This is a genomic window from Flavobacterium sp. TSSA_36 (assembly GCF_051547165.1).
Taxonomy (GTDB): domain Bacteria; phylum Bacteroidota; class Bacteroidia; order Flavobacteriales; family Flavobacteriaceae; genus Flavobacterium.
The window spans coordinates 74,520-100,917 of sequence record NZ_JBPTTP010000007.1; the positions used below are offsets into that span (position 1 = coordinate 74,520).

Genomic DNA, 26,398 nt, shown 5'->3' on the forward strand with positions numbered 1-26,398 from the left:
TGTATTTGAGAGACTAAATTTATTCTACTTTTGGGGTGTTAAAATCGATCTTTGTTCTTCGTAGTTCAAAATTTTGTCCCAAATATACGCGGCGCACCATTTCATCTTCTACCAATTCTTCAGGAGTTCCCGCTTTTAGAATCCCTCCTTCAAACATCAAATAGGTTTTGTCGGTGATGGCTAAAGTTTCTTGTACGTTATGATCGGTGATTAAAATACCAATATTTTTATTTTTTAATTGTGCGACAATGCGTTGAATGTCTTCTACCGCAACGGGATCAACTCCTGCGAAAGGCTCATCCAACAAGATGAATTTTGGGTCAGTAGCCAAACAACGCGCAATTTCAGTTCTTCTTCGTTCACCTCCCGAGAGCAAGTCGCCACGATTGGTACGAATGTGTTCTAAACTGAATTCTGCAATCAGACTCTCCATTTTGGCTATTTGCTCTTCTTTGGTATGATTCGTCAATTGCAAGACACTCAAAATATTATCTTCGATACTTAATTTTCTAAAAACAGAAGCCTCTTGTGCGAGGTATCCTACGCCTTGCTGTGCTCGTTTGTACATCGGATATTGGGTAATGTCCAAATCATCCAAATAAATATGACCAGAATTGGGTTTTACCAATCCTACAATCATATAAAAAGACGTGGTTTTACCCGCGCCGTTAGGCCCCAAAAGACCTACAATTTCTCCTTGGTTGACTTCTAGGGAAATTCCTTTTACGACACTGCGTCCTTTATAGGTTTTGATGAGGTTTTCTGCTCTTAATTTCATTTTGTTTGAGTTGCTGAGCGTCTTAGTTGCTAAGATGCTGAGAGTTTATTTTCTTCCTAAATTTGAAAAGTTTTTAGCGAATGGCCAGCTTTTAGGTGCTTTTAGTTTTGCTCCTCTAAAGCTTCCCAGAATTCGTAAGCTCTGCGTAAATGAGGGACCACAATTGTGCCGCCTACCAAAGTGGCTATCCCCATAGCTTCCATCATTTCTTCTTTGGTAATGCCTTCTTTGTGACTGGTTTCCAAATGGTATTTGATGCAATCATCACAACGTAACACTGCGGAAGCGACTAAGCCTAATAGCTCTTTAGTTTTTACATCTAAAGCTCCGGCAGCATAAGCATTGGTGTCTAGATTGAAAATACGTTTTACAATTTTGTTATTATCTGCTAACAATTTTTCGTTCATTTTAGAACGGTACTCATTGAATTCTTCTACAATATTAGCCATTTTGTTTTTTTTGATTACGCGTTACTATTTTGGAAATTAAAATACTCACTTCATAAATGACCAACATAGGAATAGCCACTACCGTTTGACTCACCACATCTGGAGGTGTTACAATGGCCGCTACGATTAAAATAATCACTACAGCGTATTTCCAGTATTTTCTTAAAAATTCTGGGGTTACTAGTCCTAATTTGGTTAAAAAATAAATGATGATTGGCAATTCAAAAAATAATCCTCCTGCTAAAACAGAAGTTTTGACCAAGCCAATATAGGATTCTAAGGTGAATTGGTTTTTTACCATATCTGAAACCGTAAAAGTTGCGACAAAGTTTACCGACATTGGAATGATGACAAAATAGCCAAAAAGAACGCCTAGAAAAAATAGGAAAGAAGAGATACTGATAAAAAATTTAGCTCCTTTTTTCTCTTTTTCATACAAAGCCGGACTGATGAATTTCCAGATTTCAAATAAAATATAGGGAAAACTTAGGATGAAACCGGCTAATAAACACATCCAAACAAACATATTGACCTGTCCTTCCATTTGGGTGTTTTGAATGATAAACGGAAGTTCGGTAATACAGATGCTATCGGCAAATCCGAGTTGTTGTTGCAGGTCACAAAAAAAGCGATAGGTAAAAAAACTCGGACGCGTAGGTCCAAAAATGATACTATCAAAAAGGAAACTGCTAAAAAAATAAGTGCCACAAGCCATGATTAGAATTGCTGTCGTACTTCGCACGAGTACCCATCTTAATTCTTCTAGATGGTCTAAAAATGACATTTCATTAAGGTTTTTCTTAGCCATTATACAATTCCTTCTTTTAAAATGTCATGAATATGTAAAATGCCCTTATAGTGTCCATTATCAATAACAATGAGTTGTGTAATGGCATTGTCTTCCATCATATTGAAGGCGTCAATGGCCATGGCTTCTGAATGAATTTGTTTCGGATTTTTGGTCATGATCTCTTGAGCCGTTACGTCTGCAATGCTATCTCTATCGTTTAGCATTCTACGAATATCGCCATCGGTAATGATCCCTACCACTTTTTCGTTTTCGATTACTGCCGTAACTCCTAGTCTTTTTTCTGAAATTTCAAAAATCGCTTTTTTGATGGATGTTTCTGGACTAACTAATGGTTGTAAAGAATTTTCGATAAGGTCTTTTACTTTGAGTAATAATTTTTTCCCTAAGGCACCACCTGGATGGTATTTAGCAAAATCTTCGGCTTGAAACCCTCTCATTTCCATGAGGCATACCGTAAGTGCATCGCCCATGACCAATTGCGCCGTGGTACTATTGGTTGGCGCCAAATTCATAGTACAAGATTCTGCTTCTACAGTGGTATTGAGCACAAAATGAGATTCTTTGGCTAAGAAAGAAGTCATGTTTCCAGATATTCCTATTAAAGTATTCCCAAAACGTTTTAGTAGCGGCACCAAAACCTTAATTTCTGGGCTGTTCCCACTTTTGGAAATACAGAGAATCACATCTTCATTTTGAATCATTCCTAAGTCGCCATGGATGGCTTCTGACGCATGTAAAAATAAGGCAGGCGTTCCGGTAGAATTCAAAGACGCTACAATTTTTTGAGCAATGATGGCACTTTTGCCAATTCCAGTGATCACCACACGGCCTTTGGAGCGGTAAATTTTTTCTACGGTTGCAATGAAATTATCATCTAGAAAAGTAGTCAACTTTGCAATAGACTCACTCTCAGAAAGTATTGTTTTTTTGGCTAATGCCAGTAGGTTTTCGTTGCTTATCAAAACAGAATGTTTAAATTTGTAAAAAATAAAGATTTTTGTATCTTTAAAGGATGCAAATTTATACAAAATACCACATAATAAAGAATGAATTCAAACGAAATTGATATCCACAAAGAATTAAAAAAGTATTTTGGCTTCAGTCAGTTCAAAGGATTGCAAGAACAAGTCATTACGACTCTTTTGAATAAAGAAAATACTTTTGTTATTATGCCCACGGGAGGTGGTAAATCCTTATGTTACCAGCTTCCTGCCTTAGTTTTAGGAGGAACTGCGATAGTAGTGTCTCCTCTTATTGCTTTGATGAAGAATCAAGTCGACGCCATTAGGAGCTTGTCTTCTGATAATGGCGTGGCTCATGTGTTAAATTCCTCTTTGACTAAAACAGAAATTGCTCAAGTTAAGGCGGATATCACTAAAGGGATCACCAAGTTGTTGTATGTGGCCCCTGAATCGTTGACTAAAGACGAGTACGTTCAATTTCTTCAGCAAGTGCCCTTGTCTTTTGTGGCTATAGATGAAGCGCATTGTATCTCAGAATGGGGACATGATTTTAGGCCTGAGTATCGCAATTTGAGACATATCATTAAGCAATTAGGGAAGGTGCCGGTTATTGGTTTGACCGCAACGGCTACTCCAAAAGTTCAAGAGGATATTCTGAAAAACTTAGAAATGTCGGATGCGAAAACCTTCAAGGCTTCTTTTAATCGTCCGAATTTGTTTTATGAAGTACGTACCAAAACTAAAAATATCGAATCGGATATCATTCGGTTTATTCGACAACATAAAGGTAAGTCTGGTATTATTTACTGTTTGAGTCGCAAAAAAGTAGAATCCATTGCCGAGGTTTTGCAAGTAAACGGCATCAGCGCGGTACCCTATCACGCTGGATTGGACGCTAAAACTAGAGCGAAACATCAAGACATGTTTTTGATGGAAGATGTAGATGTGGTGGTAGCTACTATCGCTTTTGGGATGGGGATCGACAAACCTGATGTGCGCTATGTAATTCATCACGATATTCCAAAATCATTAGAAAGTTATTATCAAGAAACCGGACGTGCGGGTAGAGATGGAGGCGAGGGACATTGCTTAGCGTATTATTCTTATAAAGATGTAGAGAAATTAGAAAAATTCCTTTCAGGTAAACCGGTAGCTGAGCAAGAAATAGGTTTTGCTTTATTGCAAGAAGTAGTGGCTTATGCAGAAACTTCGATGTCTAGACGTAAATTCTTGTTGCATTATTTTGGAGAAGAATTTGACAACGAAACCGGTGAAGGCGGCACCATGGATGACAATGTTAGGAATCCGAAGAAGAAGGTGGAAGCCATGAATGAAGTAGTGAAACTGCTTCAAGTGGTGAAAGGCACCAAACATATTTACAAATCCAAAGAGATCGTTTTTACCCTAATTGGTCGCGTTAATGCCGTGATTAAAGCACATAAAACAGATGCACAATCTTTTTTTGGTAGCGGAAAAGCGCATGACGAGAAATATTGGATGGCGTTATTGCGTCAAGTTTTGGTGGATGGTTTTTTATCCAAAGACATCGAAACGTATGGCGTGGTGAAAATCACTCCGAAAGGACTTGATTTTATTGAAAAGCCTTTTTCGTTTGTAATGTCTGAGGATCATGAATATAACGAAACAGAAGACGATGCGATAGTGACAGCAGCCAAATCTACAGGAACGGCTGATGAAGCCTTAATGGGAATGTTGAAAGAATTGCGAAAAAAGGAAGCCAAAAAATTAGGGGTTCCGCCTTTTGTGGTTTTTCAAGATCCTTCATTGGAAGATATGGCTTTGAAATATCCGATTTCATTGGATGAATTAATTAATATTCATGGAGTTGGAGAAGGTAAAGCGCGAAAATATGGTAAGGCATTCGTGGCTTTAATTCAGCGTTATGTGGAGGAGAACGACATTGTGCGTCCCGATGATTTGGTAGTCAAATCGACAGGCGTAAACTCTGCCAACAAATTGTATATCATTCAAAATATAGATCGGAAATTAGCCTTGACTGATATTGCCTCTGCCAAAGGGCTTACCATGGGCGCCTTAATCAAAGAGATGGAGCAAATCGTATATTCGGGTACTAAATTGAATATAGGATATTGGATCGATGATCTTTTGGATGAAGACCAACAAGAAGAAATTCATGATTATTTCATGGAATCCCATTCGGATAACATTGAAGAAGCTTTAAAAGAATTTGATGGCGAGTATGATATTGATGAATTGCGTTTGATGCGCATTAAATTTATTAGTGAAGTAGCTAATTAAAATCAAATTACAATATTTTAAAAATCCAAATTCCAAGTTGCTCTTTTGAGTTTTGGAATTTGGATTTTTTTTATTGGAATTTAGCTTTCATAAACTTCTCCTCGATGTGGTTTTAAGGCATCGCGTACTGGAATCATATCGCTTTCTTCTACGACCATGAAAGCAATAGCATGCATTTCTCCATAGGTTTGAAATCCAGTAATTCCAAGTGGTAGCTTTTCGATTTTGATATATTCTTTCAAATGTATTTCGTGATGTTCAGCGGTTTTTGCAGAAGTAGGACCTCGAAAATCCCAAATTAATTTTATTTGTCTAGTCATTTTTTTGATTTAAGAGTAAATCCCAAAATTACAAATACTTATCCGAAGCGTTGGTATAAAATCTACCGATTCTACAAGGGATTAAAATCCGTTACTACAAAATCCATTCGTTTCGCAGGAACTAATAGAGGTGCAAAAAAAGAGTCGTAGACTCGACCAATATTGTAGCGCTGGATTTTAATCCCGCACAAGAAAAAAATGCCAATTGATTTTTTTTACACAGATATTCAAAATAGAGCAATAAGATTGAAGGGTTTTATCACAAAACTTATACGCCTTTAAACGTCTTATATTTTTAGCGCCCCTTGCGTAACCCTTTGCACTCCTTGCGGTTAATCTTTTTTTAATTTTGATAAGGATTTTAGTAAAACTTATATGCCCTCAAATGCCTTACATGGTTTTTACAGTTTAATTGTTAGTGTGCTTCGTGTTTTCTTTGCGAATCTTTGTGTTTGAATTTTTTCAGCTACAGATTTCAAAACTAACCTTATATGCCCTCAAATGTCTTATATGGTTTTTACAGTTTAATTGTTAGTGTACTTCGTGTTTTCTTTGTGAATCTTTGTGTTTGAATTTTTTCAGCTACAGATTTCAAAACTAACCTTATATGCCCATATATGTCTTATATGGTTTAAACACAAACACTCCGTTTCAACTAAACACTTCAATGACTTATATGTTTTATTTTTTTTGAGAACCTCCTGCCGTTTTTCAATCTAATTCTAAAAATTGAATTCAAAATAGTACTTTTGTAGCCTGAGTAAACAAAGATGTTTTACTCTAAAAATTGAAGTATTCAGATACCATGCCACAAGAACTCCTATTACAAGTTGCTCCAGAGATTGCTGCTAACGAAACGTTACTAAACGATTATTTGTCTCGACAATTAAAAATTTCGGTCAAAGAAATTCAGGATGTAACTATTGTAAAACGTTCTATTGATGCGCGTCAAAAAGCGGTCAAAATCAATTTAAAAGTGATGGTTTACTTAAATGGAGAACCTTTTTTGGAACAAAAAATAGCTTTGCCAGACTATCAAAACGTAGCGAATGCACAAGAAGTGATTGTAGTAGGTGCTGGACCAGCTGGACTTTTTGCAGCACTTCAATTGATCGAACTGGGTTTGAAACCTATAGTTATTGAACGCGGAAAAGATGTTCGCGGCCGACGTAGGGATTTGAAAGCCATCAACAGAGACCATATAGTAAACGAAGATTCGAATTATTGTTTTGGTGAAGGTGGAGCAGGAACCTATTCGGATGGAAAATTATACACACGTTCCAAAAAAAGAGGTGACGTAAATAGAATACTAGAATTATTGGTAGCTTTTGGAGCGACACCTGATATTTTGGTCGACGCTCATCCACACATTGGTACAAATAAACTACCGCAAATCATTCAAGATATTCGTGAAAAAATAATTGAATGCGGTGGTCAAGTTATTTTTGAAACCAGAGTTACGGACATCATAATAAAAAACAATGAAGTTCAAGGCGTGACAACTCAAAATGGTGCAGTCATATCGGCCAATAAATTAATTTTAGCTACTGGACATTCTGCACGGGATATTTTCGAATTGTTAGATAATAAGAAAGTTTTAATTGAGGCAAAACCTTTTGCGCTTGGCGTGAGAGCGGAACACCCACAATCTTTAATTGATACCATACAATATAGCTGTGATTACCGTGGAGAACATTTGCCACCAGCGCCATATTCAATAGTAAAACAAGTGAATGGTCGCGGGATGTATTCATTTTGTATGTGTCCGGGAGGTGTGATTGCGCCTTGTGCTACCAGTCCAGGTGAAGTGGTTACCAATGGTTGGTCGCCTTCTAAAAGAGATCAGTATACAGCCAATTCAGGAATTGTAGTAGAATTGAAATTGGAGGATTTTAAACCCTTTGCCAAGTTTGGAGCACTTGCAGGAATGGAGTTTCAAAAAAGCATTGAACAAAAAGCGTGGCAATTGGCGGGTCAGACGCAAAAAGTGCCTGCACAACGTTTAGTGGATTTTACCCAAAGTAAAACGTCCTCTGATATTCCCAAAACGTCCTATGTTCCAGGGACAACATCAGTGGAATTGGGACAAGTTTTTCCAGGATTTTTAACCCAAATTATGCGTCAAGGATTTTCAGAATTCGGGAAATCGATGAAAGGTTATGCTACAAACGAAGCGATTTTGCACGCTCCCGAATCTAGAACCTCTTCCCCAGTTCGAATTCCAAGAGACAATTACACCTTAGAGCATCTTCAAATTAAAGGATTGTATCCTTGTGGTGAAGGAGCTGGTTATGCAGGAGGCATTATTTCGGCAGCGATTGATGGCGAGAAATGTGCACAGAAGATTGCGGAGGTATTGAAAAATTAAATTTTGGATAGCTGCGTGAGGGATAGGAGCAAGTACCAAAGTACTGCGGATAGCCCGACAGCATAAAAAAAAGAGGCCGACTCACCACTAGCATGAGTTGGCCTCTTTCTTTTATGGTGGCACGCCCCGAATATGAATAAAATTGATTTATGAAAAATACATTTTAATGGTCATAACTTATCATTCGTGAAACTTTCCATTGATTGCCTATTTTTTTCCAAATGGCAACAAATTTGAAGGTGCCAACTTCTTCTTTTCCGTTCTCCATATGTCGGAATTGATGTTGGGCTACTTCGATGGCTCCAAAATCTTTTATAGGATGTACTTCTAGGCTTCCTTTTACTAGCGTTCGAGTAAGTTTGTTTTCGTTTTTGAACATTTTTTCAAAATTGGCAAAAACAGTGTCATACGACAATAAGCCACCATTGTCTTGGTACCATTCCAAGTCTTCGGTAAACAGGGGTTTAAATTTGGACATGTCTTTTGCGTTGAAGGCCTCAAAAAGTTGAGTGTCCATAGTCGCAATTTCATTGTACAACTCTTGTGAAGTTGGCGCTACTTTTTTTTCTTGAGCAATCACGGTTGTTGCGAATAAGAAATTGCAAATGATATAAATGGAAAATAGATAGGTTTTCATGTACTACTTTTTAGCATTCATTTCCATATAGTCCAAAGTCAAATCTGCCATACTCGTCATTCCTAAAACAAAGCTGCCTTCGTCTATATAAAAGTCAGGAGTATGATGTGAAGGCATTTCACTAGCTTTTTTTCCTTTAGGCATTCCACCAATAAAGTAAAATAATCCTGGGATTTTGGCTTGATAAAAAGAGAAGTCTTCGGCTCCAGTAACGGCCTCAGTTAAATGCACGTTGTCTTTTCCTGCTGCTGCTTGTAAAGTAGGGAGCATTTGTTCTGTAAGTGAGGGGTCATTATAGGTTATTAATGTTTTTTTAGAAATGGTAACTTCTGAGCTGGCGCCTGCGCTTTCGGCTATATTGGTAGCGATGGTTTTGATTCTGCTATGAATAAAGTCTTGGGTTTGGGAATCCAACGTTCGAATCGTACCACTCAGTGTCAACGACTCAGGGATGATATTGCTTCGAACTCCAGCATTGATTTGGCCTACGCTTACTACAGCAGCGTTTTCGGTTAAATTTACATTGCGACTTACAATAGTTTGTAAGCCGAGAACAATTTGTGAGGCGGTAACGATAGGGTCAACAGATTGCCAGGGATAAGCACCGTGGGATTGCTTACCGTTGACTTGTATGGTAAACCAATCTGAGGAAGCCATCGTTCCTTTTGGACGGTATTTGATTTGACCCACTTCGGTTTGTGCATTAATATGAAGGCCAAAAATAACATCTACTTTAGGGTTATTCAAAACCCCTTCTTTTACCATTAATTCAGCGCCACCTTCTTCGCCTTCTGGTGGTCCTTCTTCTGCAGGTTGGAAAATGAATTTTACAGTTCCCTTTATTTCATTTTTTATCGAGGCTAGAATTTCAGCTGTTCCCATTAACATGGCCACATGGGTATCATGGCCGCATGCATGCATTACTCCCACAGCTTGTCCGTTATATTCTCCTGTTACTTTGGAAGTAAAAGGCAGATTTACTCGTTCTTTTACGGGGAGCGCATCCATATCGGCTCTTAGTGCTACAACTGGTCCAGGTTTTCCTCCTTTTAGAATACCAACAACTCCGGTTTTTGCCACTCCTGTTTGAACTTCAATTCCCAAAGAACGTAAGTGGGCAGCAATCTTTTCTGAAGTTTTAAACTCTCTATTACCTAATTCTGGATTTTGATGCAATTCTCGTCTCCAACTAACTACTTTCGATTCTAAACTGGCTGCTTTTTGAGCTACTTTTGTTTTTAGGGCTTGATTTTGGGCAGTACTGCACAATGCAATAAGCAAAAGGGTTGAAGTAATTGTTGTTTTTTTCATGAATTTGGTTTTCGGTTACCAACAAATATAGTAAAAAAGGAACTGCTTCAATTCATAAAAAAAAGCCGAAAAATTCGGCTTCTTAAGAGGTATACAAATTGGGTTTTAATTTAATTTTTTGATTTAAGTCGGTTTTTAAAAACTTTCTCAAATTTCTCTAATTTGGGTTGTATCACGAGTTGGCAATACGGTTGAGATTGGTTTTTTTCGTAATAATCTTGATGACTGTCTTTGGCTTTGTAAAAAGAAGTAAGAGGTTCTAGTGTAGTTACTATTGGAAGGTCAAAAGCTTTTGCCTTGGTCAGCGCTTGTATGATTTGTTGACCTGCTTTTTTTTGTGCTTCATCTTTGAAGAATATGGCTGAGCGGTACTGTGTTCCTACATCAGCTCCTTGGCGATTCAATGTAGTTGGGTCGTGAACGGTAAAAAACACTTTGAAAATTTCATCCAAATTGGTTTCATTTTTATTAAAAGTAATTTGAACCACTTCAGCAGCGCCAGTTGTACCTGAAGAAACCGCCTCATAACTAGGATTTTTTACCGTACCTCCAGCAAATCCAGAGACTACTTTTTGTACTCCTTTAAGGTTTTCGTAAACAGCTTCAACACACCAATAACAGCCTCCTGCCAAAACAATAGTGTCTAAAGAGGAAGAAGGAGAGGGTGGAACTGCTTTTTTTTGAGCGAAACCAATGGAGGTTGTCAAAAACATAAAAAGAAGTATCTTTTTCATAATTGAATAATAATTTTAAAATGAATAACAGTTTATAAATGGTATAACTACTGTTTTTTTTTTTTTTTTTTGATTTAATTAGTTTCAGGAACGAAATCTAAAGAAATAGCATTCATACAATAGCGTTTTCCCGTTGGCGCAGGGCCGTCATCAAACAGGTGTCCCAAATGACTATCACAGCGTCCACAATTTGCTTCTATTCGCTGCATACCATAGGAGTTATCAGGTTTGAAAGTGATACTCTCTTTGTTTTCTTGTTCGAAAAAACTCGGCCAACCACAACTACTTACAAATTTTTGATTGGATTTGAAAAGTAAGTTACCACAAGCAGCACAGTAATAGGTGCCTTTGGTTTCCGAATTCCACATCGTTCCTGTGAAGGCTCTTTCTGTATCAGCTTCTCTTGCCACAGCGTATAAATCGGGTGAAAGTATTTTTTTCCATTCAGAATTTGGAATCGTTACTTTTTTAGTATCTGTATTAGAATAATAAGGGTTTTCTGGTTTTGAAAGAGATGGTTTCATACTTGTTGATTTTGAGGTTTTTGAAGTGGTAGTCTGTGCGCAGGCCTGAAACATCAGGCAAGTCAGTAAAAGGAGTATGGTGAGTTGTTTTTTCATTAGTTGTACTTAATAGGTTGATGTAAAAGTATAAGGAGTTTTGATGTTTATTTGTCGTAAGCTTTACAAGGCTTCTTTTTTGTGTTAAATTTAACTTTTGTTTTATTAATTAAAAATAAATTCAAACAAGCTTAATGTATAAAATATCTAAAAATAGGTGCTTATGCTTTATTTTACGGCGGGTATTATATAGTTAAAATTAGAGTTTATGCCATTTTTTTCAAAAGAAAATACTTTTAAAAAAATTGATATTCATGTGATTGAGGTTGTTTTTGTTGTTAGTAAAGATACAAAAGTTAGGATGTGAAAAGTGTGTCAAAAAGCAAAAAGAACTTCCGTTGATGGCAAGGATCAACAAAAATAAAGACAATGTTAAAGTGTTTGATTGTACTGTCAATTTTGTACTTTTGAGCACTATTGTAATTATGGAAGAAGAAAAAGTAATCTTAGTAAACGAGTTAGACGAACCAATCGGTCTAATGCCCAAATTAGAGGCGCATCAAAAAGCGATCTTGCATCGGGCCTTTTCTGTTTTTATTTTGAATGATAAAAAGGAAATCATGCTGCAACAAAGGGCGCGACACAAATACCATTCTCCTTTGTTATGGACCAATACTTGTTGTAGTCATCAACGGGAAGGCGAGACGAATATTGAGGCAGGAAGCAGGCGCTTGTTTGAAGAAATGGGTTTTCAAGCTGACATTAAAGAATTATTTCATTTTATTTATAAAGCCCCTTTTGATAATGGCTTGACCGAACATGAATTAGATCATGTAATGGTAGGGTATTACAACGAAGATCCTGTTATTAATCCTGAAGAAGTGGAAGATTGGAAATGGATGAAAATCGAGGCCGTTAAAGAGGATATGATGTGGCATCCGGAAAGCTACACGGTTTGGTTTAAAATTATTTTTGATGAATTTTACCATTTTTTAGAAGCGCATACCCTGTAATCAGATACTTTAAACACAACCCCATACACCATGAGAGTCACTATATCTAGAAAAGCCCATTTTAACGCCGCCCATCGCTTATATCGAAAGGATTGGACTTTTGAACAAAACGATGCGGTATTTGGGAAATGTAATAATCCTAATTTTCACGGACATAATTACGAGTTAATCGTTAGTGTTACCGGAGAAATTGATCCAGAAACCGGCTATGTAATGGATGTGAAGTTTTTGACGGACATTATTAAATCGGAAGTAGAAGATCAAATGGATCACAAAAATCTGAATTTGGATGTGCCTGAATTCGAACAGTTAAATCCAACCGCTGAAAATATTGTGGTGGTTATTTGGAATAAAATTAGAGCTAAGATCAAGAAAGAATTGGATTTGGAAGTGGTGCTCTATGAGACTCCCCGAAATTTTGTGACGTACAGCGGATCTTAATTCGGTAAAACAAAAACTAAGCAAAAAACTACTATAATTTTGGCCTGAAACGGCTTATTTGAATTTAAAAAATGAAACAAACCAACTTCTATCCGCTACAGTTTGACCCTATATTGAAAGAACGCATTTGGGGAGGCGAAAAACTACAAACACTTTTAAATAAATCGATACCCTCACCAATTACAGGTGAAAGTTGGGAATTATCTACCGTAACAGGTGATGTTAGCGTGGTGGCTAAGGGAGCCTTGAAAGGGGAATCCTTAACATCCTTGCTTGAGCAACAGCCGGAAGCTTTTTTGGGAACCAAAGTTTTTCAGCAATTCGGAACGCAATTTCCTTTGCTGTTTAAGTATTTGGATGCCCGTGAAGATTTGTCCATACAAGTGCATCCCAATGATGCTTTGGCCAAAGAACGCCATAATTCTTTTGGTAAAACCGAAATGTGGTATGTAATGCAAGCGGATCCAAAATCGAGATTGATTGTTGGATTTAAAGAAGATTCGAATGCAGAGCAATATGTTGAAAAATTGAAAAACAACGAATTGTTGTCAATTTTAGATACCAAGGAAGTACAGAAAGGCGATGTTTTCTTTTTGGAGACGGGTACTGTGCATGCTATTGGTGCGGGTTTAGTTATTGCAGAAATTCAACAAACCTCTGATATTACCTATCGTTTGTATGATTTTGACCGAAAAGATGCACAAGGTAACAGCAGAGAGTTGCATGTAGATTTGGCTTTAGAGGCCATCAATTACCAAAAAGTAGATACGCAGCAATCGTATACTAAAATCAAAAATGAGTCCAATGTTATGGTGGATTGTCCTTATTTTACCACCAATTTTATTCCTTTAGAAGGACAGGTTGCGGTGGACAAAAACGGAGCTTCATTTACGGTCTATATGGTGGTTGAAGGAAGTTGTAGTATTGAAGCAAATGGTGAGCAACATGCTTATAAGACCGGGGATACCATCTTAATTCCTGCTGCCTTACAGCTGTTTACCTTAAGCGGAAATGCTTCTCTTTTAGAAATTTACATTTCATAGCTCGTATTCAAAAGATTATATGTACTTTTGCAAACGCAAATTTTAATACACTATATAAATTAAATAAAAATGGCAAACGTTAAGAATTTAAAAAAAGACATCAACTACGTTTTAGGAGATATTATTGAAGCAGTTTATTTATACGAACTGACTACTACAGGAAAACCAACAGAAGAGACTAATGCTCTTATTGATGAAGCTATCGCTGCTTTTGATGCATTGATCGTGAAAGTGAACCAAAAAAATGTAGAAAATAAAAAATCTCATTTCAAACAAATCAATGTAGAGTTGGAACAAGTTGCCAATCAATTGATTGCTAAAATCAACGAATTGTAATTCAAAAAAAGTAAAAAAAAGTCTGAATTTGTTTTGTAAAATTCAAATTCAGACTTATATTTGCACTCGAAATAAGACGCCAGCGTAGCTCAGTCGGCTAGAGCAGCTGATTTGTAATCAGCAGGTCGTGGGTTCGAGTCCCTCCGCCGGCTCTCAGTAAAACCATCTAAGCAATTAGATGGTTTTTTTCATTTAGACCAGTTTTTAATGGGTTATTTTTTTTTGAAAACTTTATAAAAATTGTTTTGTATATATGATTTATGTCATTATATTTGCACCCGAAATAAGACGCCAGCGTAGCTCAGTCGGCTAGAGCAGCTGATTTGTAATCAGCAGGTCGTGGGTTCGAGTCCCTCCGCCGGCTCTCAGTAAAACCACCTAAGAAATTAGGTGGTTTTTTTATTTACGAAAGTGTACATAAAATAAAGGATTAAGCATAAATATTTTGAGATGAGAATGTTTTGCAAATAAAAAGGCCTTAATTGAGTTAAGACCTTCTGTGTTATTTTTAAAAAATAGACTTATTTAAAATTCCATCCTACCGTTACACCAAAAGCTACAGGTTTAATTTTAGCATCTTTATCAGTACTATACAAACCATTAGGTTTTCTGTCAGAGATTGATGTTGGGTTATAACTAATATAGGATTCATTCTTGTTTTGGTCTAAAATTGTACCATATCCATTTTCTAGAAACATAGCCGCATATAACGAATGCTTACTTCCCATATCAAATGAAAATCCTAACTCAAAAGAACTCATTATAATGCCTTTAGTTTTATACTCTCCTGATGAAGAATAATTATCCTGACCACCAAAACCATATTCTGGTAAATTAACAATAGTCAGGTTTACATCAGGATAATAAGCGGTACCATTAACGTAATCGGCTGTTGCTTTAATTTTATAGTTTACCGGTAAAAAATATTTAGCACCCGCTCTAAGGATAAAATCAATGCCTGTGCCAATATTTGTGTTATACTGCACAAATAGAGGGATTTGCAAAGCGTGTAATGTTTGCTTTTCCATATAATTCTTAGTGGTAACATTGTAGACAAATGCTGATGTAGAAGCATCAATTTCAAAATTTGCCAGCGTGGCTGTAGGCTGAGATAAAGAAACGTATTGTTTGTATTGTGAAAATTCAAGACCAGAACCAATACCAAAATTAGTATTTAAAGAGTAGATATAACCTGCTTTTACAGCTCCACCAAGGCGATTACCTTCTTTTGTGCCAGCAACAGTACTCTGAATATTTCCTATTCCCGACTGTAAACCTACATAAAACTGTGCAGTTATTCCTTGAGAAATTAAAAAAGCTATAGTTCCAATTATGTTTTTACTATTGAATTTCATAGATGTAAAAGTTATTTGTTTGTGGTCATATATGGTGTCGCCTTTTCTTATTCGTGTTTGCAACAAATCTGATTATAATGGCGATTTCTTTTTTTTTATTAGAATAATCCATCCCCATTTATTAAAAATGAGGATGTCCTATTAGGTAAATTATTTTAATATTTCACTAAAAGGTTTTTAGTGAAATATTTGCCATTTGCTAAGGTCATTTTTACAATATAAATTCCCTCAACACTCGGAGCTATCATGTCAATAGTGTTTTGACTTGTATTTATTGTAGTTAACAAGTTTCCTATTAAATTAAAAAGTTCGACACGCGCATTTTGTAATTTGCTTGAGCTAACGTTAGTAATCAATTGGAAATTCGCATTACTTCTAACAGGGTTTGGAACAATTCTTATGTATTCTTCTTCCACTGTTGGCGATAAAGTTAATGGACAGGTTGTAATTAATGTTCCATCTAATTTTGTTGCTACAGCATAATACGTTCCATTCAAGGCACTACTTTCTTTGAAATATTGTGACGTTTGGCTAGGAACTAAAACCCCATTTTTATACCAGCTATACGATTTAAAACTCTTAGAACTATTGTCAAAGAATATAATATTTTCAAATTGTTTTCTAATCAGGTTAGGTTGACTAGTTACTACCGGTAAAACCACATTTGGAGCTGCATTGTAATTCATATTGCCTGTTTGCGAAGCTGTTATAGTTGCAGCCCCATAATTTTGGAAAAGTAATGAATTATTTGATAAGCTAGCAATAGTAGTATTTGATGAGGTATAATTTACCGCTAAACCACTAGTACTAATAGCAGTCAAAACAAGACTAGTTTCTCCATTACAACCTAATCCCAAAGTCTGATTCCAAGTAATTACCTGATCTGCTTTTGTAATAGTGAAATTCGCGCCATTGAACATAATGGTATAATTTCCACCTGCACTTAAGGAGCCTTGTGTTATAGCATAAACACCCACGTTCTCTCCCGCAGCTCTAGTTAAAGTTCCAGTGAAAGAATCACCATTTACTAAACTTGGAGAAACCGTATAAGCAAAAATAGGATCTGTTGTTCCATATACTTTCGTTTGGGAAGCATCTGCTGTTACTGTGATAGGTTTTGCTGTAATAGTAAAGTCTTTGCTTACATAAGTAATGTTATAATTAGATCCAGCACTCAAATTTCCTTGTGTGATAGCATAGTTTCCAATGTTCTCTCCAGCTGTTCTTGTTAAAGTTCCAGTGAAAGAATCACCACTTACTAAACTTGGCGAGACAGTATACGAGTATACTGGATTTGCAGTTCCATATACTTTAGTTTGTGAGGCATCTGCCGTTACTGTAATGGGTTTGGCGGTTATAGCAAAATCCTTACTCACATAAGTAATGGTATAATTGGAACCTGCACTTAAGTTTCCTTGTGTAATGGCATAGTTTCCAGTGTTTTCTCCTGCAACTCTAGTTAAAGCTCCTGAAAAGGCATCACTACCTACTAAACTTGGTGAAACAGTATAACCAAAAATAGGATCTGTTGCTCCGTAAACTTTAGTTTGCGATGGAGTTGCTGTTACCGTAATTGGTTTTGCCGTAATAGTAAAGTTAGCATCTGCGTAACTAATCGTATAATTTGATCCGGCACTCAAACTTCCTTGGTTAATAGTATAAGTTCCTATATTTTCCCCCGCAACTCTAGTTAAAGATCCTGAAAAGGCATCACTACCTACCAAGTTTGGTGAAACTGTATAAGTAAAAACAGGATCTGCTGTTCCATAAATTTTCGTTTGTGATGGAGTTGCAGTTACTATAATTGATTTTGCTGTAATGGTAAAGTTAGTGCCAACGAAAGTAATTAGATATTTGGATCCAGCTGAAAGTGAACCTTGACTAATAGTGTAATTATCAATATCTTCACCACTAACTCTTGTTAAAGCTCCAGTAAATGAATCTCCAGCAAGTAAACTTGGTGACACTGTATAAGTTAAAACAGAATCACTCTCTCCATATACTTTAGTTTGAGAAGGTGTTGCAGTTACGGTAATTGGTATTTGATTTAATTTCAGCACATAATCATAGGTAGCAGTACAATTATTAGCATCAGTAGCAGTAACTGTAAAATTACTATCAGCAATTTGAGTTGAAATACCCGTTATCTGCCCAGCTGATGATAGCGAAAAACCAGAAGGCAAACTTCCTGCTGTAACAGCATACGTTTTAGATCCTGTTCCTCCAGAAGTTACTATAGCTTGACTATATCCTGTATTATAATCATAACCAGACAAAATGGTTGTTGAGAAATTAATTGCCGTTGGTTCTGTGATGATAAAGTTTCGAGTAGTCGTACAAGAATTGGCACCTGTAATCGTTACGGTATAACTTCCAGCTGCAAGACCAGTAGCTGTTGCAGCCGTTCCACCAGATGGCGACCAAGAATAAGTATATCCACTAGCATCTGCCTGAGGAGTAACGGAAGCTGAACCATTAGTTCCACCGTTACAAGACACATTGGTTTGCGTAGGATTTAGAGTATCATTAGCCAATGTTAGAGAACCGTCAAGTTCACATACATCATTAATGGTAATGGTAAATTGTTTTTCAAAAAACAGACCATTTTCATCCGTAGCTTTAACACGAATGGAATAGGAAGCTTTCGTTTCAAAATCAGGGCTAGTAGCAATAAGTAAAGTAGCGCCACTAATACTAAATGAAGCATTGTCTGCATCTCCAAGTCCATTTACAAGAGAATAAGTAAATGTATTTCCTGAATCGAAATCCGTTGAAGTAAAAGCTCCTACAGTCGAGTTAGTTGCTACTCTCTCATTAATTACTAAAGCAGACAACGCAATATCCGTTGGTGCTTCGTTCACATCATTAATAGAAATAGTAAAGGCTTTTTCGAAAGTTAAACTTCCTTGATCAGTGGTTCTTATTCGAACCGAATAGGATGATTTGGTTTCAAAATCAGGGCTAGCGGTAATTCTTAAATTCGAACCACTAATATTGAACGATGCATTGTCAGTACTTCCAGTACCTGCCACTAAAGTATAGGTAAAAGTATTTCCTGAATCAGCATCAGTAGAAGAAAAGCTACCTACAATTGAATTAGCCGCCACATTTTCATCAATAGCAGCAGCAGACAACGTAATATCCGTTGGTGCTTCATTCACATCATTAATGGAAATAGTAAAGGCTTTTTCAAAAGTAGAGGTTCCATCGAAAGTTTGAACGCGAACAGAGTAGGAAGACTTGGTTTCAAAATCAGGGCTAGTGGTAATTCTTAAATCGCTACCTAAAATTGAAAAAGAAGCATTGTCAGTACTTCCGGTACCTGCCACTAAAGTATAGTTAAAAGTATTTCCTGAATCAGCATCGGTAGAAGAGAAGCTACCTACAGTTGAATTAGCCGCTACATTTTCATCAATGGCAGCAGCAGAAAGCGAAATATCCGTTGGCGCTTCATTTATATCATTAATGGAAATAGTAAAGGCTTTTTCAAAAGTAGAAGTTCCATCGAAAGTTCGAACACGAACAGAGTAGGATGATTTGGTTTCAAAATCAGGACTCGCAGTAATTTTCAAATCAGAACCTGAAATGCTATACGCAGCATTATCAGTGTCTCCAGTTCCAGCGACAAGTGAGTAGGTAAATGTGCTAGTATCTACATCGGTTGTAGAAAGCGCTCCCACGGTTGAATTAGCCGCCACATTTTCGTTGATAGCAGAAGCAGACAACGTAATATCCGTTGGCGCTTCATTTATATCATTAATGGAAATAGTAAAGGCTTTTTCAAAAGTAGAAGTTCCATCGAAAGTTCGAACACGAACAGAGTAGGATGATTTGGTTTCAAAATCTGGACTTGCAGTAATTTTCAAATCAGAACCTGAAATTGAAAAAGAAGCATTATCAGTATCTCCAGCTCCAGCCACAAGAGAATACGTAAACGCACTAGTATCTACATCGGTTGAAGACAAAGTTCCTACAGTTGAATTAGCCGTTACATTCTCATCAATGGCAGATGCAGAAAGCGAAATATCCGTTGGCGCTTGATTTATATCACTCAAATCATTAATAGTGATAGTGAATACTTTTTCGAAAGTTAAACTTCCTTGGTCAGTGGTTCTTATTCGAACCGAATAGGATGATTTGGTTTCAAAATCAGGGCTAGCGGTAATTCTTAAATTCGAACCGCTAATATTGAACGATGCATTGTCAGTACTTCCAGTACCTGCCACTAAAGTATAGGTAAAAGTATTTCCTGAATCAGCATCGGTAGAAGAAAAGCTGCCTACAGTTGAATTAACCGCTACATTCTCATCAATGGCAGCAGCAGACAAAGTAATATCCGTTGGCGCTTCATTCACATCATTAATGGAAATAGTAAAGGCTTTTTCGAAAGTGGATGTTCCATCGAAAGTTCGAACACGAACAGAGTAGGAAGACTTGGTTTCAAAATTAGGACTTGCAGTAATTCTCAAATCAGAACCTGAAATGCTAAACGCAATATTATCAGTATCCCCAGCTCCAGCTACAAGCGAGTAGGTAAAAGCGCTAGTATCTACATCGGTTGAAGAAAGTGCTCCCACAGTTGAGTTAGCCGGCACATTTTCATTGATAGCAGAAGCAGACAAAGTAATATCCGTTGGTGCTTCATTCACATCATTAATGAAAATAGTAAATGCTTTTTCAAAAGTTGAAGTTCCATCGAAAGTTCGAACGCGAACAGAGTAGGAAGACTTGGTTTCAAAATTAGGACTTGCAGTAATTCTCAAATCAGAACCTGAAATGCTAAACGCAATATTATCAGTATCCCCAGCACCAGCTACAAGCGAGTAGGTAAAAGCGCTAGTATCTACATCGGTTGTAGAAAGTGCTCCCACGGTTGAATTAGCCGCTACATTCTCATCAATGGCAGCAGCAGACAACGTAATATCCGTTGGCGCTTCATTCACATCATTAATGGAAATAGTAAAGGCTTTTTCGAAAGTGGATGTTCCATCGAAAGTTCGAACACGAACAGAGTAGGAAGACTTGGTTTCAAAATTAGGACTTGCAGTAATTCTCAAATCAGAACCTGAAATGCTAAACGCAATATTATCAGTATCCCCAGCTCCAGCTACAAGCGAGTAGGTAAAAGCGCTAGTATCTACATCGGTTGAAGAAAGTGCTCCCACAGTTGAGTTAGCCGGCACATTTTCATTGATAGTAGAAGCAGACAAAGTAATATCCGTTGGTGCTTCATTCACATCATTAATGAAAATAGTAAATGCTTTTTCAAAAGTTGAAGTTCCATCGAAAGTTCGAACGCGAACAGAGTAGGAATCTTTCGTTTCAAAATCAGGACTTGCAGTAATTTTCAAATCAGAACCTGAAATACTAAATGAAGCATTATCGGTATCTCCAGCTCCAGCTACTAAAGAATACGTAAACGAACTGCTATCTACATCGGTTGAAGAAAGTGCTCCCACAGTTGAGTTAGCCACCACATTTTCATCAATGGCAGAAGCAGACAGCGCAATATCTGTTGGTGCTTGATTTATATCACTCAAATCATTAATAGTGATAGTGAATGCTTTTTCGAAAGTTAAACTTCCTTGGTCAGTGGTTCTTATTCGAACCGAATAGGAAGACTTGGTTTCAAAATCAGGACTAGCGCTAATTCTTAAATTCGAACCGCTAATATTGAACGATGCATTGTCAGTACTTCCAGTACCTGCCACTAAAGTATAGGTAAAAGTATTTCCTGAATCAGCATCCGTAGAAGACAAGCTACCTACAGTTGAATTGGCAGCTATATTTTCATCAATGGCAGAAGCAGACAGCGTAATATTTGTTGGTGCGTTATTTGGTGTTGTTATATTGAAGATTGGATTAGTGCCTGAGAAGTTTGTGCCCCCAGGGCTTATATCATAAAATGTAGTCTCACTTTTAGTCCAGTTACTTTTGTTACAAATTGCGGCAAGAATAGCTGCTTTTGTACCCGATCTTATACCATTGTAGACATTGTTATCGGCATGAAGACCACCAGGAGCGAGTGTCGGGTCAACTGTTAACGCAATCGCATAGGTGCCTAAGGTTAAACTTGGTGGTAGGTAAGTGACACCATTACTGCTTAGATTACCGCTTCCACTTGGAACAAATTGACCTGGAGTTACTGTAAAAGTGTTTATAGAATTGGGAGAACCATTTCCCCAAAGAAAAACAAAATTGGTAACATCGGTAACACTAGTGCCTTGATAGATAAACCAGTTGTCACCTCCTATACTTGAAGGAGTACCAGTAGGTGTTGACCATCCAGTAACAGAAACGGTGCCGGGTAAGCCAGTAACCGAATTGCCTCCCTGTACGATACTTATTTTATATACAGTACCTGCTGGAATAGCGGCGTTGGTTGTCCATAAAATTGCTCCTTCTGAATTCAAAGCATTACCTGTAGAAGCTTGAACATTGGTCAACTTATTTGGTGTGCTTTCATTGTACCAATAATCACTAATGTAAATTTGGGTATTTGCTGCAATAGGCACAAGGGTCACAATGGTCAATTCATAGTTAGGAGAGCTGTCAAAATTTACCCCTATAATAGCAATATCACCAGCAGATAAAGTAGTTTGGGACTGTAATGAAGCAAAAAAACTCAGCAAAAAGCCAAGTACTAGTATTTTTTTTCTCATAATTATTGGTTTTGAATTATATGAAAAAAAATGGACTACTTTGTAATAATCCATTTATATCTAAAATTATTAAGGTCTAGAAGGGTAAATTCCTTCATAACAAATGATATATTGTATAGCAACAAAAGGGGGTACCGTTGGCAAGGGCATTGGTCCAGAACCCCAAGGAGTCAATTGTAAGCCTGTTGGGTCAAAATTCAAATTATTACTAACTGTTGAATTAATTCCAGCGATATTTTGATTTGGTGCGGCATTAGTATATAAATTAGGGTCTCCAGCTCCGCTAGTATCAACCGTTTTCCCTAGAGCATTATTAGTTGCTGAAGGAGCTGGACTAACACCATCACCTGTGCTGGCTTGTAATGTGGTGTTTACGGTTACATTTCCACTTAAGTTAGTTCCAGGGCCTTTTACAATGTTGTGTGTATGAGGAGGCATATTTACCACTGTAATGGTCACAGCCTGTTCTCCACCAGTTTCTCCAAGTACATAACTGCCTCCGGGATGTGGACCGCCAATGTTAGCGCATTGTGTAGGGAAAGCACCACGTAAATCAGGCAATTTAAAAGTACTTATCCCATCTCCACCATAAGTGGTTCCCAAAAGACTAAATAATGCGGTATTTTGACTAATTGACAATGTTTGCCCTTCGCAAGTGTAGTATCCTCTTGGAGCAAAATTACCTGTAAAAAGTTTGATAGTTCCCATTAATTCTTCGTCCATAATAGTATAGTTTTAGGTTTATAATTATTTAAAAATGTAGAAATTGAGGTATTTTTTAATTGCTTGATATAAAGTTATTTAAAAAAAACATAAATAAATTAAATTTTGCTATAATATTGATTTTTAATGATATAAGACAGGAGTAAAAAGACATGAAAAAGGAGTTTTTTTTGACTTGTTTTTTTTAAAATAAGATAACCAAGTATCTTTGTTGTTTAATACTTGAATATGCATCACCATTTCCTTCTTCACAAACCTTACGGCTATCTGAGTCAATTTATTTATGAACTCAAACGAAAGAAACGTTTACTAGGGGAGCTCTTCGATTTTCCAGAAGGCACGATGGCAATCGGTCGACTAGATGAAGATTCAGAAGGCTTATTACTCTTGACTACCGATGGTAAAGTCAGTGAGCAAATTAGAAGCAAAAAAGTGGATAAAGAATATTATGTTCAAGTGGATGGTGTAATCACTCCCGAAGCTATTGAACAGATTAAAAGGGGAGTTGAAATAGGTTTCAACGGAACCAAATATATGACCAAGCCTTGCGAAGCCTTTATTTTGACTGAAATCCCTAATTTTGGCCCACGTGGCAAGAAAATTAGAGACGAACGGCACGGCCCCACTTCGTGGGCATCGATTATAGTCAATGAGGGAAAATTTCGTCAAGTGCGCAAAATGACGGCTGCTGTTGGTTTTCCAACCTTGCGTTTGGTTCGCGTTCGAATTGGAAATGTACATTTGAATAATTTACAAGCCGGAGAAGTACGTGAAGTAAAGAGTTTTGAAATAGCTAAATCCTAAATCCCAAATCTCAAATCCCAAATCCCAAATCTCAAATCCCAAATCTCAAATCCTAAATCTCAAATCCTAAATCCCAAATCCCAAATCCTGAATCCCAAATCCCAAATCCTGAATCCCAAATCCTAAATCCCAAATCCTAAATTTTAAAAATGTTAAACATTGTACTCGTCGAACCCGAAATTCCTAATAATACCGGAAACATTGGCCGCTTATGTGTTGGCACAGAAAGCCGTCTGCATTTAATTCACCCGTTTGGTTTTGTGATTAATGACAAAAACCTCAAACGTTCTGGACTGGATTATTGGGTACATTTGGAGGTGACCGAATACCAAAATGTAGCCGAATGGTTAAAGGTGGTGCCTGATACTTCAAGAGTCTTTTTGATGAGTTCGCACGCGGAGCATTCCTATTTGAATATCGAATTTCAAGACGAAGATTGGCTGGTTTTCGGTAAAGAAAGCGTAGGCTTGAGCCAAGAAGTATTGGATTTGTTCGCTAAAGAAAATCAATTAAAAATACCAATGTCACCCCTGATTCGCAGTTTCAATATTGCCAATTCTGTTGCCTTTGTAGTGGGTGAGGCAAGAAGACAGCTTTCGGTGGGTAAAATTTAGTTGGCAGTTTTTAGCTGTTAGTGTTCAGTTTTTATAGGCTGGTATTATTTGCGGACTTAGCGGTTAATTTTTTTACCACAAAGAAACACAAAGTAGGCACGAAGTAACACAAAGTTATTAAGTTGTCTTTGCGTCCTTTTCGTAAACCCTTTGCGAACTTAGCGGTTAAACTTTTTTGCCACGGATAAAACGGATTTATAGCAATTGTTTAATTGTTAGTGTGCTTCGTGCCTACTTTGTGAATCTTTGTGTTTGATTTTTTTCAGCTACAGATTTCAAAACTAAGCTTCTATGCCCTTATTTGCCTTATATGGTTCAAAATAAGCATTCCTATTCATAAAAACTTCGATGACTTTTATGTTTTATTTCAAGTTTTGTGTTAACCACTAATAACAAACTTCCCTTTTTCAGCATCAAAAACAATATGCTCATCTTTAAAAAGCGTGTTGAAACTTCCTTTTGCAATCAAATTACAAGGTTCGTCTTGCACTACGGTTTCAGGCGTCATAATAATCATTTCATCGCTCAATTGAATCGCCATATCGATATCGTGAGTAGAGAAAAGAATACATTTTCCCGTTTCGTAGGTGAGTTTTTTAAGTAATTTCAATAAAGAAACTTTGTGTAGCAAATCCAAGTGCGTCGTGGGTTCATCCAAAATAATCAAAGGCGTATCCTGAGCTAAGGCGCGTGCAATGAGTACTTTTTGCAATTGGCCATCACTAATTTGGTAATGCTTTTTATCGGCCAAATGACTAATTTGAGTAAGTGACAAGGCTCTTTTCACCTGAATTTTATCTTCCTCGGTTAAGGTGCCAATCCAATTGGTGTAAGGCTGACGTCCTAACGCGACTAATTCATATACCGTCAAATTACTTGGAGGTAATTTTTCGGTCAAAACCAAACTCATTTCTTGTGACAAATCGGAAGCGCTGTAGGTTGCTATGTTTTTACCGTGTAATAAAACATCACCCTCAAGAGGCGTTTGAATTCCAGTAATGGTTTTTAAGAGTGTCGATTTTCCAATGCCATTCGCACCAATCAAAGCAGTTAGTTTCCCTTTTTTTAGCGCTATAGAAACGGCTTTAGCAACAAGAGTGTTTACTTTTTTGTTGTGATAACCAATACGTATCGATTGGGTTTGAAGGATGATAGTGTGTTCCATTAGCCCATCATTTTTTGTTTTCTAACCAATAACCAAATCACCACAGGAGCCCCTAAAATAGAAGTCACCGCATTAATGGGCAGACTCACTTCGGTGCCAGGTACTTGAGTAAATATATCGCAAACCAACATAATGCCTGCACCAAAAAGGAGCGTGCTCCAAAATAGAATGCGGTGATTACTGGTTTGGAAAGTCAATTTGGCAATATGAGGAACCGCCAATCCAACAAAGGCAATCGGACCTGCAAAAGCGGTAATGCTTCCGGCTAGTAAACTAGTGGCAAAAATAATAATCATTCGCGCTTTGCTGTAGTTGAGCCCCATACTCTTGGCGTAGTTTTCACCCAAAAGCAAAGCATTAAGCGGTTTGATGCTAAAGGCACTTAGAATCAGTCCAATTCCCACACAAAGACTCAAAATCGACACCGATTCCCAAGATAAGTTTCCTAAATTTCCCAATGACCAGAAGGTGAATTTTTGCAATTGCTCCGCCGAACTAAAATAGGTCAGTGTTCCTACAATAGCCGAGGTTAAGCTCCCAAACATCAGGCCAATAATGAGTATCGCCATAGTATCTCGTAACCGTTGGGATACAAGGAGTACGAGTAATAAAACACTGCTACTTCCAATAGTCGAAGCCAAAACAATACCATAGTTGGAAAGCAACAAGGGAATTAAAAAGGAAGGCATAAAACCAGCACCCAAAATCACAAAAGCAACCCCTAAACTAGCTCCAGAACTCAATCCCAACACATAGGGGCCAGCCATTGGGTTTCTAAACAACGTTTGCATCAAAAGACCACTCATCGATAGCCCCATACCAACCAATACAGCCGTAATCGCTTTGGGTAAACGATAATTCAAGATAATGTACTCCCAAGTGTCTTTGGAAGCGGGTTGACCTAGCAAACTTTTCAAGACTTCTTTAGCAGGAATAGCGATGGAGCCATAACAAATATTGCTCACAAACAGCCCAAACAATCCTATGCCTAAGGCAATAAAAAGAATACTATGTTTATGAGAAGACCTCAAT

The 26,398-nt window shown here is 37.2% G+C and carries 22 protein-coding genes and 2 tRNA genes; 10 read left to right on the forward strand and 14 right to left on the reverse strand.

Features of this window, described 5'->3' with window-relative positions; genetic code table 11:
- Positions 1 to 19: 19 nt before the first annotated feature.
- The 4 genes from lptB to ACSVH7_RS13065 form a co-directional block, all read right to left on the reverse strand.
- Positions 20 to 778 carry an LPS export ABC transporter ATP-binding protein gene (lptB, locus tag ACSVH7_RS13050; protein ID WP_438067140.1) on the reverse strand — a complete coding sequence of 253 codons (759 nt, stop codon included), beginning with the start codon at positions 776 to 778 and terminating at the stop codon, positions 20 to 22.
- 101 nt (positions 779 to 879) lie between these two features.
- Positions 880 to 1,227, reverse strand: a complete 348-nt coding sequence (locus ACSVH7_RS13055) for a carboxymuconolactone decarboxylase family protein (protein WP_438067141.1) — start codon at positions 1,225 to 1,227, stop codon at positions 880 to 882.
- On the reverse strand, positions 1,220 to 2,035 hold the full coding sequence (gene tatC, locus ACSVH7_RS13060; protein WP_438067142.1) for a twin-arginine translocase subunit TatC: 816 nt from the start codon (positions 2,033 to 2,035) through the stop codon (positions 1,220 to 1,222). Before tatC ends, ACSVH7_RS13055 begins: the two co-directional genes overlap by 8 nt.
- Complete coding sequence (locus tag ACSVH7_RS13065; RefSeq protein ID WP_438067143.1) at positions 2,035 to 3,000, reverse strand: KpsF/GutQ family sugar-phosphate isomerase; 966 nt, start codon at positions 2,998 to 3,000, stop codon at positions 2,035 to 2,037. The genes tatC and ACSVH7_RS13065 overlap by 1 nt, the downstream gene beginning before the upstream one ends.
- Before the next feature lie 84 nt (positions 3,001 to 3,084).
- On the opposite strand from ACSVH7_RS13065, the gene recQ reads away from it, so the two are divergent.
- A complete protein-coding gene (recQ, locus tag ACSVH7_RS13070) occupies positions 3,085 to 5,280 on the forward strand; it encodes a DNA helicase RecQ (RefSeq protein WP_438067144.1) in 2,196 nt (731 codons plus the stop codon).
- Between the two features lie 80 nt (positions 5,281 to 5,360).
- On the opposite strand, the gene ACSVH7_RS13075 is transcribed toward recQ, so the two are convergent.
- The gene (locus ACSVH7_RS13075) at positions 5,361 to 5,600 is read right to left on the reverse strand and encodes a hypothetical protein (protein ID WP_438067145.1); all 240 of its coding nucleotides are present in this window, start codon (positions 5,598 to 5,600) and stop codon (positions 5,361 to 5,363) included.
- Between the two features lie 805 nt (positions 5,601 to 6,405).
- Between ACSVH7_RS13075 and ACSVH7_RS13080 the strand changes: the two genes are divergently transcribed.
- On the forward strand, positions 6,406 to 7,968 hold the full coding sequence (locus ACSVH7_RS13080; protein WP_438067214.1) for an NAD(P)/FAD-dependent oxidoreductase: 1,563 nt from the start codon (positions 6,406 to 6,408) through the stop codon (positions 7,966 to 7,968).
- Positions 7,969 to 8,131: 163 nt separating this feature from the next.
- Here ACSVH7_RS13080 and ACSVH7_RS13085 read toward each other — a convergent pair whose 3' ends face one another.
- The 4 genes from ACSVH7_RS13085 to msrB form a co-directional block, all read right to left on the reverse strand.
- Positions 8,132 to 8,605 carry a nuclear transport factor 2 family protein gene (locus tag ACSVH7_RS13085; RefSeq protein WP_438067146.1) on the reverse strand — a complete coding sequence of 158 codons (474 nt, stop codon included), beginning with the start codon at positions 8,603 to 8,605 and terminating at the stop codon, positions 8,132 to 8,134.
- A gap of 3 nt (positions 8,606 to 8,608) precedes the next feature.
- Positions 8,609 to 9,916 carry an amidohydrolase gene (locus ACSVH7_RS13090; protein WP_438067147.1) on the reverse strand — a complete coding sequence of 436 codons (1,308 nt, stop codon included), beginning with the start codon at positions 9,914 to 9,916 and terminating at the stop codon, positions 8,609 to 8,611.
- Between the two features lie 110 nt (positions 9,917 to 10,026).
- On the reverse strand, positions 10,027 to 10,650 hold the full coding sequence (msrA, locus tag ACSVH7_RS13095) for a peptide-methionine (S)-S-oxide reductase MsrA (protein WP_438067148.1): 624 nt from the start codon (positions 10,648 to 10,650) through the stop codon (positions 10,027 to 10,029).
- Positions 10,651 to 10,724: 74 nt separating this feature from the next.
- The gene (gene msrB, locus ACSVH7_RS13100) at positions 10,725 to 11,174 is read right to left on the reverse strand and encodes a peptide-methionine (R)-S-oxide reductase MsrB (protein ID WP_438067149.1); all 450 of its coding nucleotides are present in this window, start codon (positions 11,172 to 11,174) and stop codon (positions 10,725 to 10,727) included.
- A 521-nt stretch (positions 11,175 to 11,695) separates the two neighbouring features.
- Between msrB and idi the strand changes: the two genes are divergently transcribed.
- The 6 genes from idi (at position 11,696) to ACSVH7_RS13130 (ending at position 14,407) form a co-directional block, all read left to right on the forward strand.
- Positions 11,696 to 12,223: an isopentenyl-diphosphate Delta-isomerase gene (gene idi / locus ACSVH7_RS13105; RefSeq protein ID WP_438067215.1), complete on the forward strand. Its 528-nt coding sequence runs from the start codon at positions 11,696 to 11,698 to the stop codon at positions 12,221 to 12,223.
- Between the two features lie 30 nt (positions 12,224 to 12,253).
- Complete coding sequence (locus ACSVH7_RS13110; RefSeq protein WP_438067150.1) at positions 12,254 to 12,664, forward strand: 6-pyruvoyl trahydropterin synthase family protein; 411 nt, start codon at positions 12,254 to 12,256, stop codon at positions 12,662 to 12,664.
- A 71-nt stretch (positions 12,665 to 12,735) separates the two neighbouring features.
- Positions 12,736 to 13,707, forward strand: a complete 972-nt coding sequence (locus ACSVH7_RS13115) for a type I phosphomannose isomerase catalytic subunit (RefSeq protein WP_438067151.1) — start codon at positions 12,736 to 12,738, stop codon at positions 13,705 to 13,707.
- 69 nt (positions 13,708 to 13,776) lie between these two features.
- Entirely contained in the window at positions 13,777 to 14,043 is a 267-nt protein-coding gene (locus ACSVH7_RS13120; protein ID WP_438067152.1) for a hypothetical protein, read from the forward strand.
- A 78-nt stretch (positions 14,044 to 14,121) separates the two neighbouring features.
- Positions 14,122 to 14,195, forward strand: a tRNA-Thr gene (locus ACSVH7_RS13125).
- A 138-nt stretch (positions 14,196 to 14,333) separates the two neighbouring features.
- Positions 14,334 to 14,407, forward strand: a tRNA-Thr gene (locus tag ACSVH7_RS13130).
- A 157-nt stretch (positions 14,408 to 14,564) separates the two neighbouring features.
- Here the strand turns inward: ACSVH7_RS13130 and ACSVH7_RS13135 are convergent.
- The 3 genes from ACSVH7_RS13135 to ACSVH7_RS13145 all read right to left on the reverse strand — a co-directional run bounded on the left by ACSVH7_RS13135 (position 14,565) and on the right by ACSVH7_RS13145 (position 22,783).
- Positions 14,565 to 15,398 (reverse strand): hypothetical protein, encoded by an 834-nt coding sequence (locus ACSVH7_RS13135; protein WP_438067153.1) that lies wholly within the window; start codon positions 15,396 to 15,398, stop codon positions 14,565 to 14,567.
- Positions 15,399 to 15,553: 155 nt separating this feature from the next.
- A complete protein-coding gene (locus tag ACSVH7_RS13140) occupies positions 15,554 to 22,060 on the reverse strand; it encodes an MBG domain-containing protein (protein ID WP_438067154.1) in 6,507 nt (2,168 codons plus the stop codon).
- A 69-nt stretch (positions 22,061 to 22,129) separates the two neighbouring features.
- Positions 22,130 to 22,783, reverse strand: a complete 654-nt coding sequence (locus ACSVH7_RS13145; RefSeq protein ID WP_438067155.1) for a phage tail protein — start codon at positions 22,781 to 22,783, stop codon at positions 22,130 to 22,132.
- Positions 22,784 to 23,011: 228 nt separating this feature from the next.
- On the opposite strand from ACSVH7_RS13145, the gene ACSVH7_RS13150 reads away from it, so the two are divergent.
- Together ACSVH7_RS13150 and ACSVH7_RS13155 are read left to right on the forward strand one after the other, a co-directional pair.
- Positions 23,012 to 23,587 (forward strand): pseudouridine synthase, encoded by a 576-nt coding sequence (locus ACSVH7_RS13150; protein ID WP_438067156.1) that lies wholly within the window; start codon positions 23,012 to 23,014, stop codon positions 23,585 to 23,587.
- 149 nt (positions 23,588 to 23,736) lie between these two features.
- Positions 23,737 to 24,201 (forward strand): tRNA (cytidine(34)-2'-O)-methyltransferase, encoded by a 465-nt coding sequence (locus ACSVH7_RS13155; protein ID WP_438067157.1) that lies wholly within the window; start codon positions 23,737 to 23,739, stop codon positions 24,199 to 24,201.
- Positions 24,202 to 24,580: 379 nt separating this feature from the next.
- Here ACSVH7_RS13155 and ACSVH7_RS13160 read toward each other — a convergent pair whose 3' ends face one another.
- Positions 24,581 to 25,366, reverse strand: a complete 786-nt coding sequence (locus ACSVH7_RS13160) for an ABC transporter ATP-binding protein (RefSeq protein ID WP_438067158.1) — start codon at positions 25,364 to 25,366, stop codon at positions 24,581 to 24,583.
- A complete protein-coding gene (locus ACSVH7_RS13165) occupies positions 25,366 to 26,397 on the reverse strand; it encodes an iron chelate uptake ABC transporter family permease subunit (protein ID WP_438067159.1) in 1,032 nt (343 codons plus the stop codon). The genes ACSVH7_RS13160 and ACSVH7_RS13165 overlap by 1 nt, the downstream gene beginning before the upstream one ends.
- Position 26,398: the final 1 nt, after the last annotated feature.